Source organism: Halalkalibacter lacteus (genome assembly GCF_036663595.1).
Lineage (GTDB): Bacteria > Bacillota > Bacilli > Bacillales > Bacillaceae_D > Halalkalibacter > Halalkalibacter lacteus.
Genome location: NZ_JAWRVL010000009.1, coordinates 1 through 16,542 on the forward strand (window position 1 = coordinate 1; position 16,542 = coordinate 16,542).

Genomic DNA, 16,542 nt, shown 5'->3' on the forward strand with positions numbered 1-16,542 from the left:
CGCCCTTAGCTCAGCTGGATAGAGTGTTTGACTACGAATCAAAAGGTCGGGAGTTCGAATCTCTCAGGGCGCACCATCATTTTGCCGGTGTGGCGGAATTGGCAGACGCGCACGACTCAAAATCGTGTTCCTTCTGGAGTGTCGGTTCGACCCCGACCACCGGTATTTAAAAGCTACTATAATAACTTTAATATCAACGCTTTTCGCATTTCGCGGGAGGCGTTTTTTGTATTTATATCGTTAGATTCGTCCTTAATAATCGTACGCGATGAGTCATGTGCGCTGTCGAAAGGAGCGAATTTTTTTATGCGAAAAAGTAAGCGAAGAGATAACCATATAACTGCCGCTGAATTTTACGAAGTGGGGATGCGTTAGAAGTATTTCTGCGCGAGCTGAGCTGAAAAATCTAAGCAGTGATACTCACAATTATTAGGAAAGAGAACTCCTTACGTTTAAGAAGAAGATATCGAAATACAAGAAATCGATACAACGCCGATAAACATTACGACAACGAATAAAGAGGATAACTTGATCCGATATATGGCGAATGAACAGAAGTTAAAGACAACGACCATTAATGCAAGATTACGAGCCATTCGCGCGACAGATACAGCATCGCTTAAAAGCTTATGGAAAGCAAGCTAACATTACGGGGGAGGGTGAATCCGCACACGCCTTTGCAAAAATGTACGTACAGGGCGGAGCAAACATTTTGAGCTGCAGCAGATACTACGCCATTCTTCGATGGACATGGTTCGAACGTATGTAAATTTAGTTAGCGATGAAGTAAAAGAAAGGCATAAAGAATTCAGCCCTTTATGTCAGTTAAGAAGTCGAAATTAAGACATAAAAAAAGAGCGCTCCACCTACGAATGTACTCGCCATTCACCGGTAAAGAACTCCTCGCCTAAGGCCATTTTACCGCGAAAAAGAGGTGCAAGTCAAGATGCAATCCATCTGTCTATCAGACACCATTCCGCAGACTTTTATGCGTAGTGGCTCCGACACCTGAATCCTTTATTCTTGAAAACTCAAACGCCGAAGACATCGAGTGGGTCCGTATTTTAATAAACGCATCTCATGACGCGGACTGGAATGACGTAGGAAAAGCGCTTGATTTCCAAGTAGAACTATAAAACAAGAATGAAGACCACCGCTAAATGAGTGGTCTTTTTGTATTTATTCGCCCTCGAACCGCCTAGACGGAATCAACGCCTTCACTCGCTCAATTAATGCGTCATGCCGGGCGGCAGTCAATCGATCCCTTTTACCGCGATATTTAAGATATCTAGCGTAGCCTTGATGCCCTTTCGCTCGGAAGAGTTTGCTTCGTGATAATATAGACAGAGCTTCTCTTCCGGTGAGGCATCCACTTTATATCCAACATAGGTCGCTGCTTGTAGCGTCTCGTATCCACTTTCGTTAACTTTGATGTAATCGACTAATACTTTTAAATCTCGGTTACTCTTTGCAGCATTTGAGACAGCGGGCAGATTCTGCGCCCAACTTTTACCGCGTTCTCCTATCACACTCTCCAAAGCTATCGCGACTTTCTTCGGTAATAATACTTTTACAGCACTCATTATATCGCCTCCGTAGGTTTTATTATTATAAAACTTATTCGAAGACAGCTCGCCATAGTATTAATTGTTCGTGCAGAACCGTAGTAATACGAAATACTTCGATTGTACTACTGCGGTAATACTTGAAAAGTTGACGTGCATTACGCGAAATAACTACAAAAAATGCTATAACCGCGGTAATATTGTATCTATGATTGCGGTAAGAATGCTGGTATTACCAACGTTAGATGTTCGCTTCATACCTTCCGTCATACCCATTACGCGCCTTTATTGCGGAAAGGTACCGATAAATCAACGTTTCTAGTGATGGTGAATGCTAACTTTAATCAAATGTTTAAATTCGATATACATACACGGACCGCTTTAGTCCGGTGAAGGAGGACGATCGAGCGCAATTTCAGTCGCCAGGCACATTCAATTTACGAGCAACTTTTTTTCACTTAGGGGGTTAGGTACAAGGGGAGATTAAAAGTCAGTCGTTTTTTGTTGGATGAATATAAACAATATTTGTAAATAAATAAATCGTTGTTATGAACGAAATAAAACAAATGATTAACAATACAAATTTGTTAGGGAAACCTTGTAAAGGAGAAACTAACAATGTCATAAATATCAAGAAAGTAATAATAATCATACAGAACAGGACATGAGCTGAAAAAAGAGCAGTTGTATATTTAAATTTATCCAATAATCAACTTCCTTCCTATTTATTATGAAAGTTGTACCTTTAATATATTACTAGTAAAATGGATTTTTCCCTTACCTGAGTTTTTACTTAAGGTGGCTTCTCTTGTTTTTTGAATATGCCATATGTTTTTTATAAGTAAAAGAACATATTAAAAAAATGAATAGTGAAACATACATAATGGTGAATATAAACAATAATAAAAAATTCTAAAGGGGGTATCTGATGATAGTAAAAAGTCACAAGTTTAATTTTATAATAGTTGGACTATTATTGATGATCTTGCTTTTACTCATTGCTTGTGTCTCCCAATCAGAACAAGCAATTGAAGAGGATGAAGTTGAGATTTTATCATTAAAAGTTCTCCATTTAAATGATATACATGCATCAATTGGTGACTTTCCCTATATTGCCTCCTACATTGATTCTCAAAAAAACAAAAATGACTATTTTCTTCATCTAAATGCTGGAGATATGTTTAGTGGCGACCCTGTTGTTGATCTTCAGCAAGGGACTCCAATAATTGAGTTATTAAATAAGCTTGAATTAGATGCAGTTACGATGGGGAACCACGATTTTGATTATGGGCAGGAGTATACAGCTGCTGCTGAAGAGTTATCAGATTTTCCATGGTTAAGTGCTAATACAATTGTAATGGACGAGACAAATGTGATTCAACAGCCTAAGCCATATGTAGTTTTTGATATGGGAGAAATCACTGTGGGAGTTCTTGGTTTGACACAATCCCCTCCATCAACAGCTCCGGCTGGCATTAAAGGGTTGGATTTTCTAGACCTTAAGGAAACAATTGAGAAATACACATTCTTACGAGATGAAGTTGATGTGTTCATTGGGTTAACGCATGTGGGAATTCAGGCAGATCGAATGATTGCTCAACAATTTGATCTGTTTGATCTCATCATCGGTGGGCATTCACACACGGTAATAGAGAAACCAGAAACTGTAAATCAGACAGCTGTTGCCCAAGCTGGAGCAAATGGATTATATATTGGAGATGTTACAATTGATTTCGATCGTAAATCCCGAGAAGTTGTGAACGTTGATGGAATATTGCAATCTGTGGAGGAACTGCAAGAAAGAGATGAAAAGGTTCAAACCATGGTAAAACAATACATTGATGAGATGGCTACTACATTACAGAAAGTGATTGGGGTTACTAAAACAGGGCTGACACGGGCAGGGCGAAATGAAAGAGATGTGCCATTAGGAAATTTTTGGACAGATGCGATGCGTCATATGACAGGAGCGGACATTGCCCTAACGAATAATGGGGGAATCCGTGATAGCATTGAACCTGGGGAGATAACGAGTGGTGACATTTATACGGTAGAGCCTTTTCAAAATGATTCAGTCGAATTTAAGATGACAGGTCAAGCAATTAAAGATGTAATTGAATTTTCCTTTAAACGAGGTAACCAAATTGATTTGCAAACGTCAGGCTTGCATTACACGATTTTTACAAATGATAAGGGCCAGTATGTCGGTGCTGAGTTAGAGGTTGATAATAAAGTAATTGATTTAGATGAGACGTATCGTGTTATAACGAATAGTTATATTGCTAGTGGGGGAGACGGCTATCACTTTGAAGGAAAGGTCATGTTACCTGCAGCTGGAAATCTTGCAAATGCATTAATTATCTATGCTGAACAAGTTATGCAAGAAAAAGGTTCTATTGATTATGAAGATGAAGGGCGTATCTTGATTAGAATGGCTGAATAAACAAATGACGCGAAAGTAGGTATCTTTGAAGTCCGCCCAAGGGCCACTAGAAAGGAAACGAACCGTTTTAGAAGGAGAATTTCCAAGTCAGATTAATCGACCAAGTAGCTGTTTTTTTTTGGGCAATTTCCTCAATTTGCTATTCAGAAAAGTATTTATGTAATTCTTTTACTATCCAATCAAAAACTTGATGCTATTGTTTCAAAAGAAAATCCCCCCTTTATTAAATCAAAGGAAGGATATCTCTTAATGACCAAAATCTACTGTAATTTGTTTAACTTGATGGCATGCGGTTTGCCCCCTATAATTATTTCACGGCAATATAATCGCCGTTTTTCCCTCCTGTTTTTTTTGCTAAAAAGGTCTCTTTAATGACCATGCTTTTATCAACTGCTTTACACATATCATAAAAAGTTAAGGCAGCAGCTGTTACCGCGGTTAGAGCTTCCATCTCAACTCCAGTATTTCCTTTACATGAAACCTCAGCTTGAATAATCAGTTCGTAAGCATTGTTCACTTCTTTGTATTCAAAATGAAAGTCAACCCCTGTAATTTGAATAGGGTGACACATTGGAATAATGTCAGATGTCTTTTTCGCAGCCATGATTCCAGCAATTTGTGCAACCTGAAGGGGATCACCTTTTTTGATTTGGGCGTTTTGTATCGCATCATATAATTCTTGTTTTAACAAGATGGAACTTTGGGCGACAGCTGTTCGTTTTGTACTATCCTTTTGAGAAATATCAACCATTTTTGGTCGTCCTTTTTCATTCCAATGTGAAAATTTACTCATAGTTCTTCTTCTCCTTTTCCTTTATAAGGTTTCCAGTCTGTCTCATAGTTAATGTTTGTGAAGTCTTTATATTCATTTGAATAGTGAACATATTTTGTGTTGACTGCTTTTAGTAGTGGTCGCACACTTCTTTTGTTGTTTACGAGGAGTTCGTTGGCATACGGCAAACAACGACGGTGATAGATCGCTAGCAATGGTTGTTCGTTTTCTTCTGTGACGGGAATAATCGCATCAATTGATTGAGTATTAGTATGTTCCAATAATGATGTGATGAATGCTGAGGTGACAAAAGGTATGTCAGCCGCTAAAATGAAAAACCACTCATAATCAGGAATAGAATGCATTGCAAAAGTTATCGCATACAATGGACCATTATGAGGCTTAGTTTCTATTAGGATATTGGCACTTGTTTGAATAAACTGCGTTGAGAACTCGTTATTGGTTATAACATAGGTTGACTTTATACCAGCGTCAATTAGAGCGTTAACACTATGTTGAAAAAATGGGATATCATTATATTCCTCAAACATTTTAGGCTTTCCGAAGCGCGATGACTTTCCCCCAGCTAAGACAACTCCTGCGATCGTCATTTTTTTACTAATTCATCTGCAAAATGAGACATAGTAGGTAAAATTAATTTCTCCATGGCTAATCGGACAGCGTTTGTCGATCCAGGTAAAGCATAAATGGCAGTAGATCCTTTACTTCCTGCAACTGCTCTACTAAATAAAGCTTTAGGTCCGATCTCTTCATAACTTAGCATTCGAAAAAGCTCGCCAAATCCATCCATTTGTTTATCCAATAGAGTAGCTACAGCTTCATATGTAATATCCCGTGGGGAGAAACCAGTTCCTCCGTTTAAAATAATTGCTTGTATGTCAGCTAGTTCTGACCATGTCTTTATCTTATCCTGAATCATAGATTTCTCATCTTTAACGATTTCGTATTCAAGAATCGCATGGTTTTTTGATTGCAAAAGCGTCTCAATCGTCTGCCCACTACGGTCATCTTCTTTGTTTCTCGTGTCAGAAATCGTTAAGATAGCAACATTAACACTTTTGGAAGTATTTAAATTATGCATTCTAGTCATTCACCCTCTTTTTTTATGTTAGAATGATTAATTATATCTTACTAATAGTAACAGTTTTTTACGTAACAACCAATCATTCGCCGATGTACTTGAAAGGACTCATTAATTTAGAGGAGGAATATGCATGGAAATCAACTCAGTTAGCGATAAATACTTGCGACCTTTGCAAGATTTGCGTATATCAATTATGGACAAGTGTAATTTTCGCTGTTCCTACTGTATGCCTGCAGAAGTTTTCGGCGAAGATTATGTGTTTATGAGAGAAGAAGAATTGCTTTCATTTGATGAAATCGAAAGGTTAGTAAAGCAATTTACAAAATTAGGAGTAAAGAAAATACGTTTAACAGGTGGAGAACCTTTGCTAAGGAAAAATGTTCCGCAGCTAGTAAAAAGGTTATCCTCACTTATTGGGATAGAAGATATTGCCTTAACGACGAATGGAGTTCATTTAGTAAAACAGGCAAAAGCATTAAAAGAAGCTGGACTTATACGTGTGAATGTTAGTCTTGATGCACTTGATACAGATATTTTTCAAAAAATGAATGGAAGAAAAGTGACGTCGTCTGTCGTGTTAAAGGGAATAGAGGCTGCAAGAGCAGCGGGACTTCAAGTGAAAATTAACATGGTTGTGAGAAAAGGTGTAAATGAAGGAGAAGTCGTAAAATTAGCTAAGTATTGCAAAGAACAAAACATCACATTACGGTTTATTGAGTTTATGGATGTTGGACAAACAAATGGATGGGACTTCTCTCAAGTTGTGACGAAAAAGGAGCTACTTGAAAAAGTATCAGCCATTGCACCAATTGAAGCAGTTGAGAGAGATTATTTAGGAGAAGTAGCTTCAAGGTATCGATACAAAGGGACGAATACAGAGATCGGAATTATCTCATCAGTGTCTGATACGTTTTGTGGGAATTGTACTCGTGCTAGAATATCAGCAGATGGAAAGCTTTTTACTTGTTTGTTTGCTGAAGATGGGTATGATTTACGTGATTTCATTCGATCGGGTGCATCAGATGATGAAGTCGAAAAGAAAATAACGGGGATTTGGAGTAACCGTGTTGATAAGTATTCAGAAGAACGGACCGAAGAGACAGTTAAGAATAGAAAAAAAATTGAAATGTCATATATAGGTGGGTAGAATAATGCAAGGGGCTATCCCTTGCATTATTTCGTTATTATATGGAATGATAGAATAAGTATTGTCGAAATATTAAAAAACGGAGTGAGAGCTATGGTAGAAAAGCGAAAGCCAATCCCGGTTGAAGAAGCTGTTAGGAAAGTAATTGATAATGATGTTTATCCAAATACGGAGACGGTCCCTATTGAAGAGGCATACGGAAGATTTCTAGCGGAAGATTTACTAGCGTCTCACGATGTTCCTTCTTTTAATCGGTCACCATACGATGGGTTTGCTATTCGCTCTGAGGATACAAGAGAAGCAAGTTCAGATCACCCTGTGCGCTTTGAAGTAGTGGGGGAAATTGGAGCGGGATCTGTCTTTACCGAGGGTGTCGAACCATTTCAAGTGGTAAGAATCATGACAGGGGCTCCGATCCCAGACGGTTGCGATGCGGTTGTGATGCTTGAATTAACAAAGGAAATAAGTAAGAAAGAGATTTTAATTAAACGTATGTTTAAAAAAGGGGATAACATTTCATATCAAGGCGAGGACACGCAAAAAGGGTCTGTATTAGTTAAAAAAGGGACTCAAATCAACCCTGGAATTGTAGCGCTACTCGCAACATTTGGTTATCATGAAGTCCCAGTCGCAAAAAAGCCAATTATTGGTGTAATTGCAACAGGGAGCGAATTATTAAATGTCGATGAGCCACTTGTACCAGGGAAAATACGCAATTCAAATGCTTATATGATTATGGCACAAATAGAGAGAGCTGGTGGGCAAGCTAAGTACTTTGGTAAATTGGATGATGATTTTGACGCTTGTCTGAATGCAACAAAAGAGGCGTTGGCCCAAGTTGATATCTTACTTACAACAGGTGGAGTATCTGTTGGCGATTATGATTATGTTCCAACTATTTTAAAGGAATTAGGTGCCACTGTTTTCTTTAACAAAGTAGCGATGAGACCAGGGAGTGTAACGACGGTTGCAAAATGCGATGATAAAATGATCTATGGATTATCAGGCAATCCATCTGCTTGCTATGTTGGATTTGAGCTATTTGTCCGACCAATGGTACGTCGTACTCTATACAATCAGTATCCTCATCTTCAAAAAGTTAAAGCAACACTAGGAATTGATTTCCCTAAGCCTAATCCATTTATGAGATTGGTACGAGCTAGACTAGATTATGTAGATAGTCAGCTTGTCGTTTTTCCTTCAGGTGTTGATAAATCTGGTATCGTAAGTTCTTTAGGTGGAGCAGATTGTTTCCTGTTGTTGCCTGGAGGAACAAGAGGGTATGAAAAAGGGATGTCGGTTGATGTGTTGTTGTTAGAAGATCATCAAGGAAGTGAATGGCCTTGGAACGATATTGTCCCATCTTACAGGTAGTAGGATATCAAAATAGCGGGAAGACGACGTTGATGGAAAAATTGATTACGAAAAGCGCTGATCAAGGACTGCATGTTGCGTCGATTAAACACCATGGTCATCAGGTTGCACAAAAAAACGAGATTAGGGTAAAAGATAGTCAGCGTCACCAACAGGCAGGAGCAACAATTACAGCTGTAGAGGGTGGAGGCTCTTTGCAAATACATAGTAAAAACCAATCATGGTCTCTTGAAAAACTGCTAAAACTATATGAACATTTTTCTCCAGATCTTATTTTTGTAGAAGGATATAAAAAAGAACAGTATCCAAAAGTTGTCTTATTACGAGGGGAAAAAGATGTTGTTCTTTTACATGAGGTAACTAATATTCTATGTGCCATTACATGGAAGCCCTTATCAGTTACAGAGGTAGAATTCCCTATTTTTGATCTGGAGGATTCATCTAGTTACGTTGAATTTATTTTACAGAAATTGAGTGATGAATATGAAACATCTATTTGATATACAAGACACACCATTATCAATCGAGGAAATGGTAGCAAAAGTTACGAGAAGAGACTGTGGTGCAATTGCCACCTTCATCGGAACGGTAAGAGAGTTAACCCACGGGAAGCGAACGCTTAAGTTGGAATATCAGGCATATAAACCGATGGCGATTAAAATGCTAGAACAAATTGGAAAAGAAGTTGAGGAAAAATGGCCAGGAACTATGATTGCCATTACTCATAGAGTAGGGATCTTAGATATATCAGAAATAGCCGTCATCATTAGTGTTTCAACTCCCCATCGAAAAGCAGCCTATGAGGCAAATGAATATGCAATGGAGAGAATCAAGCAAATTGTTCCGATTTGGAAAAAAGAATTTTGGGAAGACGGGACAAAATGGATTGGTGATCAACTTGAAACGACTTCTTATCCAAAAGGAAAGCCTGAAATAGGGGAGGAAACAGATGATTAAAATATTGTTATTTGCTGAACTCCAAGAAGAGGCCGGGGTTGACCAAATTGAAGTTGATAAAGCTGGATCAACCGTTACTGAATTGAAAGAATGGTTACTACAAGAATACAAACTATCATCGCTTTCGAATACAATGATCGCGATAAATGAAAGCTATGCTACAGAAGAAGAACGGGTCAAAGACGGCGATACGGTTGCTTTTATTCCTCCTGTTAGTGGGGGGTAAGGTTTTCATTTCATGAAGATAGGATATATCATTTCTCTTTAGAGGCACACCAATCAAAATGAATGGTGTGCTTTTTTCTTGCTGCTATGCCTGTAATAAGTTCAGTTTTTAAACTTATAATAAGTCTTCCATTGATTGGACCTTACTTGTTTTATTTACTTACGAGTTCACTTAATTTTTCATTGCGACTTAGCTGTTCTTCTTCAGAAGCCAAATCATATTTTTTTAGCAGGTGGAATAGTTCATTTAATTCTAGTTGGGTAGGACTGTTTTCAAGGAACTGTTGGCATTTTGAATAAATGTTTGCTGATAGGAATGATTTTTGAGATTCTAATTTGTTTACTACGTCCTCTACTGGATGATCTAATTTACATGAGCTCATGGTATACCTCCTTGAAATTGACTACTTTTATTATAGTATAAAATGAATGCCGTTTGGCTATTCTAGGATGATTCTCTCAGGTTTTGAGTAAATATTAAATGAAGATCCACGTATAAAACCAACTGCTGTAATATTCAAATCTTCAGCTAATTGAATTGCTAGATCAGTAGGGGCTGATTTGGACAAAACGATTCCAACACCGATTTTGGCTGCTTTTGTTATAATTTCAGACGAAATACGTCCACTAAATACGAGAACTTTATCTTTAACGGGTATACCGTTTAATAATGAGTACCCATAAAGCTTATCTAGGGCGTTGTGCCTACCAATATCGGAACGACTAACTATCAATTCATTAGAAGTACAAAGCGCTGCATTGTGAACGCCACCAGTATTTATAAACACAAGGCTTGTTTCTTGCATTTTTTTCATTAAGTGAATGCATTGTTCAGCCGTTATTGTTGATGTAATCATGGATGTTTTTGCTGTTCGAACATCATTTTGGAAATAAAACTGTCTGCTTTTCCCGCAACAGGAACCAATAAATCTTTTCGAAAAATATTGCTGGTTTTTTATCTCTTTTGTATATAATTCTACATAAGCGAAACCACGGTCAGGATCTAGGGTCAATTGTTTAATCTCTTTTTTAAAGCGAATAACTCCTTCTGACGCTAAAAAACCAATCACCATTTCTTCAAGGTCTCTTGGACTACAAACCATTGTGGCGAACTCCTCTTGATTTATATAAATAGTTAATGGAAACTCAATTGCAACTTCATCATATAGCATAGTGAATTTGTTTTTGTTGTATTTGACGATGGATTTTATAGAACTTAAAGGTTCTGTCATATTGGTCCCCCTTTTTTTGAATTGATCAAGTTTCTCTAATGCTTATCATATAAACACATTCTATTACGAGTGACAAGTGTAACGAAATAGCAAAACTCAAGTCCTTTACCGACCTAACATATTGAAAAGTAAGTTAAAACAAGGTAGTATTTAGTTGTATTCATAATTTTGCGACTTTTAAGAATGGAGATGGCGAACCTGTTGTCGATTTTCAATGTTGCTTTATTGTAAGCGTTTACCTTTAGGGCGGGAGATCAATGAAATAATTGGTATGGCACTTAGTAGCAACCATGCAGAAGACTTAACCACTGTTATGATCTCAATATTTGAGGAAGAACGGTGGTTTTTTTATAAGTTAAATCATAACTATTAGATAGTAAGATTAAGGGAGTGAACAACATGGGTAAAACAAAACACACGGGACCGATTAAGTTACCTAGTACACCCTCTCCTAAACTTTGGGCAAGTAAAGTTCCATTTGGTTTAGGGAAAGTAAAGCCGAAGCATATTCGCGATACGATGAAGGTCGTTTGGGATAATAAAGATAATTTAAATTATGCAAAAAACATCATTACAAAAGGTGTTTGTGATGGATGTGCGTTAGGGGTTTCTGGCTTGTATGATCAAACATTAGCTGGTCCGCACGTCTGTACGACCAGGTTGAATGTATTACGTCTTAACACAATGCCTGCGATGAAAGAAGAAATGGTTCACGCTGATATAGCTGAGTTACGGAAATATTCAAGTGCAGAATTACGTGAATTAGGACGTGTTCCCTATCCATTAATTCGTAGACCTGGAGAAAGAAAATTTTCACGTATTGAATGGGATCAAGCAATGGAAATGATTTCAAATAAAATGAAGAAGTTAGATTCAAAAAATTACGGATTTTTCTTAACATCAAGAGGAATTACGAACGAATCGTATTATGTAGCGGCAAAGGTTGCAAGATTTTTAGGAACAAATAATATAGATAATGCATCTCGTATTTGTCACTCACCGTCTAAAACGGCCTTGAAGCGCTCAGTGGGGATTGGGGCATCAAGCTGTAACTACAAAGACTGGATTGGTTCAGATGTCATTATCTTTTGGGGTTCTGTGGCAGCAAATAACCAGCCTGTTTCAACAAAGTATATGTATGCAGCGAAACGCAAAGGAACGAAAATTATTTGTATTAATCCATATCGTGAACCAGCAATGGAGAAATATTGGATTCCTTCTGTTGGAGAGTCAGCTTTATTTGGGACAAAGCTTGCGGATGATTTCTACCAAGTCAACATTGGTGGAGACATTGCCTTTATGCACGGAATTATGAAGCACTGGTTTGAAATGGAGGAAATTAAGCCTGGATCAGCAGTTGATCATAACTTTGTTCAAGAGCATGTAAACGGCTATAGGGATTTAAAAGCAAAAGTTCAAGAGCAATCTTGGGATGCAATTATTGAGTCTGCTGGTGTATCAAAAGAAAGAATTGGGGAGTTAGCTGAGTTACTAGCCCATAGTAAATCAGGTGTATTTATTTGGTCACTAGGCCTAACGATGCATACTTTTGCCTCTGATAATATCTCTCAAGTTGCGAATCTAGCATTGCTTCGCGGTTTCTTAGGAAGAGAAAACTGTGGTGTGATGCCAATTCGTGGTCACTCAAGTGTACAAGGGAGTGGTGAAATGGGAGCAGATCCATTTGTCCTTCCTGGAGGAGATTTTGAACCGAATAATATCGAGCGAATGGAGAAGATTTGGAACTTTGACATTCCGAAGTGGCAAGGGGACGTACTAGGGGTAACTCTTGAAAATTGCTTATTGCCAGATAATCATGAGCGTAAAATTAAAATGTACTATTTATCTGGTGGGAACTTCCTTGAAACGATGCCAGATCCTACCTTTATCGAAAAAGCGTTATCTGAACTCGAGATTCGTGTCCATCAAGATATAATTTTCAATACATCGACACTTGTTGATGCGAAAGAAGCTGTTATTGTTCTTCCTGCAAAAACGCGATATGAGCAAGATGGTGGTGGAACATCAACATCTACTGAGCGGATGGTTTATTTTTCTCCACAAATTGAAGGCAATAAGCAAATCGTTGAAGAAGCTCGTTCAGAATGGGAAATTTATATTGATCTTGCAAAACGTGTGAACCCCAAGGAAGCTCACTTAGTAGATTTTAAAGATGGCCAAGCAATTCGTGATGAAATTGCATTAGCAAATCCGAACTATGATGGTGTACAATATTTGAAAACACAAGGCGATGTGTTCCAGTGGGGTGGAGCCTGGTTATGTGAGGATGGGATTTGTCCAACTCCTGATGGCAAAGGCAACTTAATTCCGGTTGATATACCAGATCTAAACAAAGTAGCTGGAGATTTCTATGTGACGACTAGACGCGGAAAGCAATTTAACTCCATGGTTTACAGTGAGCATGATCCATTTAATGAGGCTAGCCGGTATGATGTACTTATGAATTCAGATGATGCTAAGGATCTTTGTATTACAGAACGTGAGTCGGTTGTCGTCTACAACCAACATGGTGTGTTTACAGGAAACGCTAAATTCGTAGATATTGCACGTGGAAATTTAGAAATGCATTTCCCAGAAGGAAACTTCTTACTTCCTAAGGGGGTATATGAGAAATTAGCAAAAATACCAAGTTATAATGTCGCTGTTAAAATGGAGAAAACAGAGCGTTTTAATGCCCGAAAAGACATGCGCTATGTAGAAAAACGAATTGATGACTTAGAAATGACAGGTGAAGGCTAAGTAGTTCAAAGAAAAGAGAGTGTAAAGAGACTAACGGCTTCGGAACAGAGGGAGAAAATTCTAATCATCGCAATAAATGGAGACGTAAATCACATTGATTTTTGTCTCTTCTTTTTTGTTGTTATATCAAGCGTGGTTGTTTCAGTAGGTTACTCAATAATAAATAAATTTTCAGCTGGACGTTCTTTTACTAATCTGATGCAACACGTATAGTCATTGGCATTTAGTCGTCTAATTATTGTAATCGCCTCCAAATGTTTCATTATCTATCATAAGGGGAATAAAATAACCGTCGAATTTTGGAGGAGAAAAAACAACGAAAAGGAAATATTGCTTTGCACCGATACAAAGAATAGAAATAGTTATTTCAAGACATCGTAAATAAGGGAATGCTATAATATGGATGTACAGAAAGTGAGGAATTTCTATGGTTAAAGAAAAGTTGTTGAATGCTTTAAATGAACAAATGAATTTTGAATTTTATGCAGCGCATTCTTATTTGGCAATGGCTGCTTATTGTTCAGAAGAAAGTTTAGATGGATTTGCTAACTTTTTTCTCGTTCAAGCAGAGGAAGAACGGTTTCATGCAATGAAGTTTTACAACTTTATTAATGCACTTGGAGAAAGAGCAACGATCAAGTCAGTAGATGAGCCTAACAATACGTTCTCGTCGGTTCTAAATGCATTTGAAAAAGCATTAGAACAAGAGAAAGAAGTGACGAAGAGAATCTACCATTTATCAGATTTGGCTTTAGATGACCGGGAACATGCTACGATGTCTTTCTTAAAATGGTTCATTGAAGAACAAGTGGAAGAAGAAGACATGTTTGATAGCATTATTCAAAAGTTGAAACGGATTAAAGATGACAGCAATGCATTCTTTATGTTAGATGAAGAATTTGCTAAAAGGAGCTTCACTCCTGAGGGAGAATAAAGATGAAAAGAGGGTGAAGGCGTGTCTATTACGTTTTCATCCTCTTTTTTTCACTAATTGAAACTAAACAGAGAGGGATGATCATATACATCTTTATGAGAGGAGGATAAAGATGAATACAACACAATTACCGGTTGGTATTATCTCACGTCATATTATTCAACCTCGTTTAGATATATATTACCCTGAGTTGGCAGGTCTTGAAAATCCTCAAATTGAGCAACACTTGAATGCACGAATTATGAAGCAAGTGAAGATGATGATTCGAAAGCAAGGTTACGAGGAAAATCTGCAAACGACGATTACTGGTGGTTTTGAGATGAAAAACAATCAGAGGGATATAGTTAGTTTAACCAATAGTCATTACTCTTTCTCTGGAGGGGCTCATGGAATAACGATTCAACGTTCCTTAACGATGGATGTGAAAACAGGTCAAGTCTATTCATTAAAGGAACTGTTTAAACCAAATAGTCATTATCAACAACGACTAAATGAGTTAATAAAAGAGCAAATTACGTCACGCGATCTGCCTTTATTATCGGATTTTACAGGAATAGCACCAAATCAATATTATTATATTGCCGACAAAGCTCTGATCATCTATTTTCAACTGTACGAATTGCTCCCCTATGTATATGGGTTCCCTTATTTTCCGATTTCAGTATATGATGTTCAAGATATCGTGATTGAGGACGGTCCGTTTGGTCGGATGATGTATTAAAGAGGTTGATCAAAAAGGGATGCTTTTCCCCTTTTTGATCAACCTCTGTTTTAATTATTTAAGAAAAGACCGTAACATCCAGTTGTGTTTCTCTAGGGATTGGTGAATGGCAAGTAACATATCTGCTGTTGTTTCGTCACCAAGAGAATCAGCCGCTTCCATTCCTTCTTTTAACTCATCTATTAAAGTAGTGAAATCTTCGACAAGTTCACCTACCATTGATTCTGCATCCTGGTTCCCGCTTGCTTCTTTTACTGATGCTGTTTCAAGAAATTCTTTCATTGTTGCAACAGGGTGACCTTTTAAAGCAAGAAGACGTTCTGCTAATTCGTCAATATGAGTTGCTGCCTCGTTATACAATTCTTCAAACTTATCATGAAGTGTGAAAAATGCAGGCCCTTTTACATACCAATGGTAATTGTGTAATTTAGTAAACAAAACACTCCAGTTAGCTATTTGCTTATTTAAGATTAACGATACTTTATCTTGACTCATAATGTGGTGACCTCCTTGGATTATCTGCAGTTTACTATTTCCCAATTCACCAATATTATAAACTAAATTTTTCTTTTAAGAAGTGACAACTTTATGGATAAAACTTCCACCATGGATTTGTGTAAACATCGTTCCTGCCGCTTTGATTAGCTCATTCGCTTCTTCTGTGTTCATAGAAGGACGTATGTAGTATAGGTGGAGAGCTGAAGTTGTATTAGTTGTCACGTTTGACCTAATGGAATCGACAATAGGACTGCCAAAAGCACCTTGATAATCTGCACTTACTAGCTTACCGCTCATATCATTTACACGTCCATTCACCCCTTCATATGACTCGTTTTCTTGACCAAGTCTGAAGGTAATATCACCTGTTAATGAAGCTAAATCGTAAATACCTAGCGGGATCACATATTCTAATGAGAAGAACGTATTTAAGTCAACCGCAGACTGCACAAGTGGTAGAGGGTGTCCCTTTTTCACACGGCAAAATAGAGCCTCATGAGATGGCCGGTATCTTCCGGGATTCATTTGAAGAGATTTAAATGTTTGGCGCCACTCAGAAATCCCTTTATAATCGGTCAATTCCTTCGATTCTAATTCAACTCTTAACGTTTCTTGAAAAAATTGTAATCTGCCTTTTAACATTTGAGGTGAATCACTAATCACGATATCATGGTAGAGGATAACCCCTACTTTAAATGCAGGCACACGAGATGAAATGGATTTATCAATTAATATATTGACCATCGTTAGATCCTCCTGTTATAATCTGTCATTTTATTGTAGCACATAAGTAGGAAAAGAAAGAAGAA

At 37.6% G+C, this 16,542-nt stretch carries 18 protein-coding genes and 1 tRNA gene; 10 read left to right on the plus strand and 9 right to left on the minus strand.

What is annotated here, in order from left to right; genetic code table 11:
* Positions 1 to 83 precede the first annotated feature (83 nt).
* Positions 84 to 165: transfer RNA gene (locus tag SAZ04_RS08315), tRNA-Leu, on the plus strand.
* 1,088 nt (positions 166 to 1,253) lie between these two features.
* On the opposite strand, the gene SAZ04_RS08325 is transcribed toward SAZ04_RS08315, so the two are convergent.
* Both SAZ04_RS08325 and SAZ04_RS08330 read right to left on the minus strand, forming a co-directional pair.
* Positions 1,254 to 1,583, minus strand: coding sequence for a hypothetical protein (locus SAZ04_RS08325; protein WP_332693902.1), 330 nt, complete (start codon positions 1,581 to 1,583; stop codon positions 1,254 to 1,256).
* 472 nt (positions 1,584 to 2,055) lie between these two features.
* The gene (locus SAZ04_RS08330) at positions 2,056 to 2,271 is read right to left on the minus strand and encodes a hypothetical protein (protein ID WP_332693905.1); all 216 of its coding nucleotides are present in this window, start codon (positions 2,269 to 2,271) and stop codon (positions 2,056 to 2,058) included.
* A 222-nt stretch (positions 2,272 to 2,493) separates the two neighbouring features.
* Here SAZ04_RS08330 and SAZ04_RS08335 point away from each other — a divergent pair, with 222 nt between their 5' ends.
* Positions 2,494 to 4,008: a bifunctional metallophosphatase/5'-nucleotidase gene (locus SAZ04_RS08335; protein WP_332693908.1), complete on the plus strand. Its 1,515-nt coding sequence runs from the start codon at positions 2,494 to 2,496 to the stop codon at positions 4,006 to 4,008.
* Between the two features lie 307 nt (positions 4,009 to 4,315).
* On the opposite strand, the gene moaC is transcribed toward SAZ04_RS08335, so the two are convergent.
* From moaC to SAZ04_RS08350, 3 genes are read right to left on the minus strand one after another with little or no spacing between them, the layout of a single operon-like run.
* Positions 4,316 to 4,801 carry a cyclic pyranopterin monophosphate synthase MoaC gene (moaC, locus tag SAZ04_RS08340; RefSeq protein WP_332693911.1) on the minus strand — a complete coding sequence of 162 codons (486 nt, stop codon included), beginning with the start codon at positions 4,799 to 4,801 and terminating at the stop codon, positions 4,316 to 4,318.
* A complete protein-coding gene (mobA, locus tag SAZ04_RS08345) occupies positions 4,798 to 5,391 on the minus strand; it encodes a molybdenum cofactor guanylyltransferase (protein WP_332693914.1) in 594 nt (197 codons plus the stop codon). Before mobA ends, moaC begins: the two co-directional genes overlap by 4 nt.
* Entirely contained in the window at positions 5,388 to 5,882 is a 495-nt protein-coding gene (locus SAZ04_RS08350) for a MogA/MoaB family molybdenum cofactor biosynthesis protein (RefSeq protein WP_332693917.1), read from the minus strand. Before SAZ04_RS08350 ends, mobA begins: the two co-directional genes overlap by 4 nt.
* A 133-nt stretch (positions 5,883 to 6,015) precedes the next feature.
* Between SAZ04_RS08350 and moaA the strand changes: the two genes are divergently transcribed.
* From moaA to moaD, 5 genes are all read left to right on the plus strand, one after another.
* Entirely contained in the window at positions 6,016 to 7,032 is a 1,017-nt protein-coding gene (moaA, locus tag SAZ04_RS08355; protein ID WP_332693920.1) for a GTP 3',8-cyclase MoaA, read from the plus strand.
* 93 nt (positions 7,033 to 7,125) lie between these two features.
* The gene (locus SAZ04_RS08360) at positions 7,126 to 8,406 is read left to right on the plus strand and encodes a molybdopterin molybdotransferase MoeA (protein ID WP_332693923.1); all 1,281 of its coding nucleotides are present in this window, start codon (positions 7,126 to 7,128) and stop codon (positions 8,404 to 8,406) included.
* Positions 8,370 to 8,906: a molybdopterin-guanine dinucleotide biosynthesis protein B gene (mobB, locus tag SAZ04_RS08365; protein ID WP_332693926.1), complete on the plus strand. Its 537-nt coding sequence runs from the start codon at positions 8,370 to 8,372 to the stop codon at positions 8,904 to 8,906. The genes SAZ04_RS08360 and mobB overlap by 37 nt, the downstream gene beginning before the upstream one ends.
* Positions 8,890 to 9,363 (plus strand): molybdenum cofactor biosynthesis protein MoaE, encoded by a 474-nt coding sequence (locus tag SAZ04_RS08370; RefSeq protein WP_431308979.1) that lies wholly within the window; start codon positions 8,890 to 8,892, stop codon positions 9,361 to 9,363. Before mobB ends, SAZ04_RS08370 begins: the two co-directional genes overlap by 17 nt.
* Positions 9,356 to 9,589 (plus strand): molybdopterin converting factor subunit 1, encoded by a 234-nt coding sequence (gene moaD, locus SAZ04_RS08375; protein ID WP_332693931.1) that lies wholly within the window; start codon positions 9,356 to 9,358, stop codon positions 9,587 to 9,589. Before SAZ04_RS08370 ends, moaD begins: the two co-directional genes overlap by 8 nt.
* A gap of 151 nt (positions 9,590 to 9,740) precedes the next feature.
* On the opposite strand, the gene SAZ04_RS08380 is transcribed toward moaD, so the two are convergent.
* A complete protein-coding gene (locus tag SAZ04_RS08380; protein WP_332693933.1) occupies positions 9,741 to 9,971 on the minus strand; it encodes a hypothetical protein in 231 nt (76 codons plus the stop codon).
* Between the two features lie 57 nt (positions 9,972 to 10,028).
* The gene (gene fdhD, locus SAZ04_RS08385) at positions 10,029 to 10,820 is read right to left on the minus strand and encodes a formate dehydrogenase accessory sulfurtransferase FdhD (protein ID WP_332693936.1); all 792 of its coding nucleotides are present in this window, start codon (positions 10,818 to 10,820) and stop codon (positions 10,029 to 10,031) included.
* A gap of 399 nt (positions 10,821 to 11,219) precedes the next feature.
* On the opposite strand from fdhD, the gene SAZ04_RS08390 reads away from it, so the two are divergent.
* The 3 genes from SAZ04_RS08390 (at position 11,220) to SAZ04_RS08400 (ending at position 15,235) form a co-directional block, all read left to right on the plus strand.
* Positions 11,220 to 13,580 (plus strand): FdhF/YdeP family oxidoreductase, encoded by a 2,361-nt coding sequence (locus tag SAZ04_RS08390; RefSeq protein ID WP_332693939.1) that lies wholly within the window; start codon positions 11,220 to 11,222, stop codon positions 13,578 to 13,580.
* A gap of 427 nt (positions 13,581 to 14,007) precedes the next feature.
* Complete coding sequence (locus SAZ04_RS08395; protein WP_332693942.1) at positions 14,008 to 14,514, plus strand: ferritin; 507 nt, start codon at positions 14,008 to 14,010, stop codon at positions 14,512 to 14,514.
* A 112-nt stretch (positions 14,515 to 14,626) separates the two neighbouring features.
* A complete protein-coding gene (locus SAZ04_RS08400; protein ID WP_332693945.1) occupies positions 14,627 to 15,235 on the plus strand; it encodes a DUF3298 and DUF4163 domain-containing protein in 609 nt (202 codons plus the stop codon).
* A gap of 54 nt (positions 15,236 to 15,289) precedes the next feature.
* Here SAZ04_RS08400 and SAZ04_RS08405 read toward each other — a convergent pair whose 3' ends face one another.
* Both SAZ04_RS08405 and SAZ04_RS08410 read right to left on the minus strand, forming a co-directional pair.
* Positions 15,290 to 15,730 (minus strand): Dps family protein, encoded by a 441-nt coding sequence (locus tag SAZ04_RS08405; protein ID WP_332693948.1) that lies wholly within the window; start codon positions 15,728 to 15,730, stop codon positions 15,290 to 15,292.
* A 75-nt stretch (positions 15,731 to 15,805) separates the two neighbouring features.
* Complete coding sequence (locus SAZ04_RS08410; protein WP_332693950.1) at positions 15,806 to 16,477, minus strand: B3/B4 domain-containing protein; 672 nt, start codon at positions 16,475 to 16,477, stop codon at positions 15,806 to 15,808.
* Between the last annotated feature and the right edge of the window lie 65 nt (positions 16,478 to 16,542).

Excerpts from the sequence above, each read along its gene's own strand:
- SAZ04_RS08325 (WP_332693902.1), bottom strand. The coding sequence starts at position 1,583 with ATGAGTGCTGTAAAAGTATTATTACCGAAGAAAGTCGCGATAGCTTTG.
- SAZ04_RS08335 (WP_332693908.1), top strand. The coding sequence starts at position 2,494 with ATGATAGTAAAAAGTCACAAGTTTAATTTTATAATAGTTGGACTATTA.
- moaC (WP_332693911.1), bottom strand. The coding sequence starts at position 4,801 with ATGAGTAAATTTTCACATTGGAATGAAAAAGGACGACCAAAAATGGTT.
- mobA (WP_332693914.1), bottom strand. The coding sequence starts at position 5,391 with ATGACGATCGCAGGAGTTGTCTTAGCTGGGGGAAAGTCATCGCGCTTC.
- SAZ04_RS08350 (WP_332693917.1), bottom strand. The coding sequence starts at position 5,882 with ATGCATAATTTAAATACTTCCAAAAGTGTTAATGTTGCTATCTTAACG.
- moaA (WP_332693920.1), top strand. The coding sequence starts at position 6,016 with ATGGAAATCAACTCAGTTAGCGATAAATACTTGCGACCTTTGCAAGAT.
- SAZ04_RS08360 (WP_332693923.1), top strand. The coding sequence starts at position 7,126 with ATGGTAGAAAAGCGAAAGCCAATCCCGGTTGAAGAAGCTGTTAGGAAA.
- mobB (WP_332693926.1), top strand. The coding sequence starts at position 8,370 with ATGGCCTTGGAACGATATTGTCCCATCTTACAGGTAGTAGGATATCAA.
- SAZ04_RS08370 (WP_431308979.1), top strand. The coding sequence starts at position 8,890 with ATGAAACATCTATTTGATATACAAGACACACCATTATCAATCGAGGAA.
- moaD (WP_332693931.1), top strand. The coding sequence starts at position 9,356 with ATGATTAAAATATTGTTATTTGCTGAACTCCAAGAAGAGGCCGGGGTT.
- SAZ04_RS08380 (WP_332693933.1), bottom strand. The coding sequence starts at position 9,971 with ATGAGCTCATGTAAATTAGATCATCCAGTAGAGGACGTAGTAAACAAA.
- fdhD (WP_332693936.1), bottom strand. The coding sequence starts at position 10,820 with ATGACAGAACCTTTAAGTTCTATAAAATCCATCGTCAAATACAACAAA.
- SAZ04_RS08390 (WP_332693939.1), top strand. The coding sequence starts at position 11,220 with ATGGGTAAAACAAAACACACGGGACCGATTAAGTTACCTAGTACACCC.
- SAZ04_RS08395 (WP_332693942.1), top strand. The coding sequence starts at position 14,008 with ATGGTTAAAGAAAAGTTGTTGAATGCTTTAAATGAACAAATGAATTTT.
- SAZ04_RS08400 (WP_332693945.1), top strand. The coding sequence starts at position 14,627 with ATGAATACAACACAATTACCGGTTGGTATTATCTCACGTCATATTATT.
- SAZ04_RS08405 (WP_332693948.1), bottom strand. The coding sequence starts at position 15,730 with ATGAGTCAAGATAAAGTATCGTTAATCTTAAATAAGCAAATAGCTAAC.
- SAZ04_RS08410 (WP_332693950.1), bottom strand. The coding sequence starts at position 16,477 with ATGGTCAATATATTAATTGATAAATCCATTTCATCTCGTGTGCCTGCA.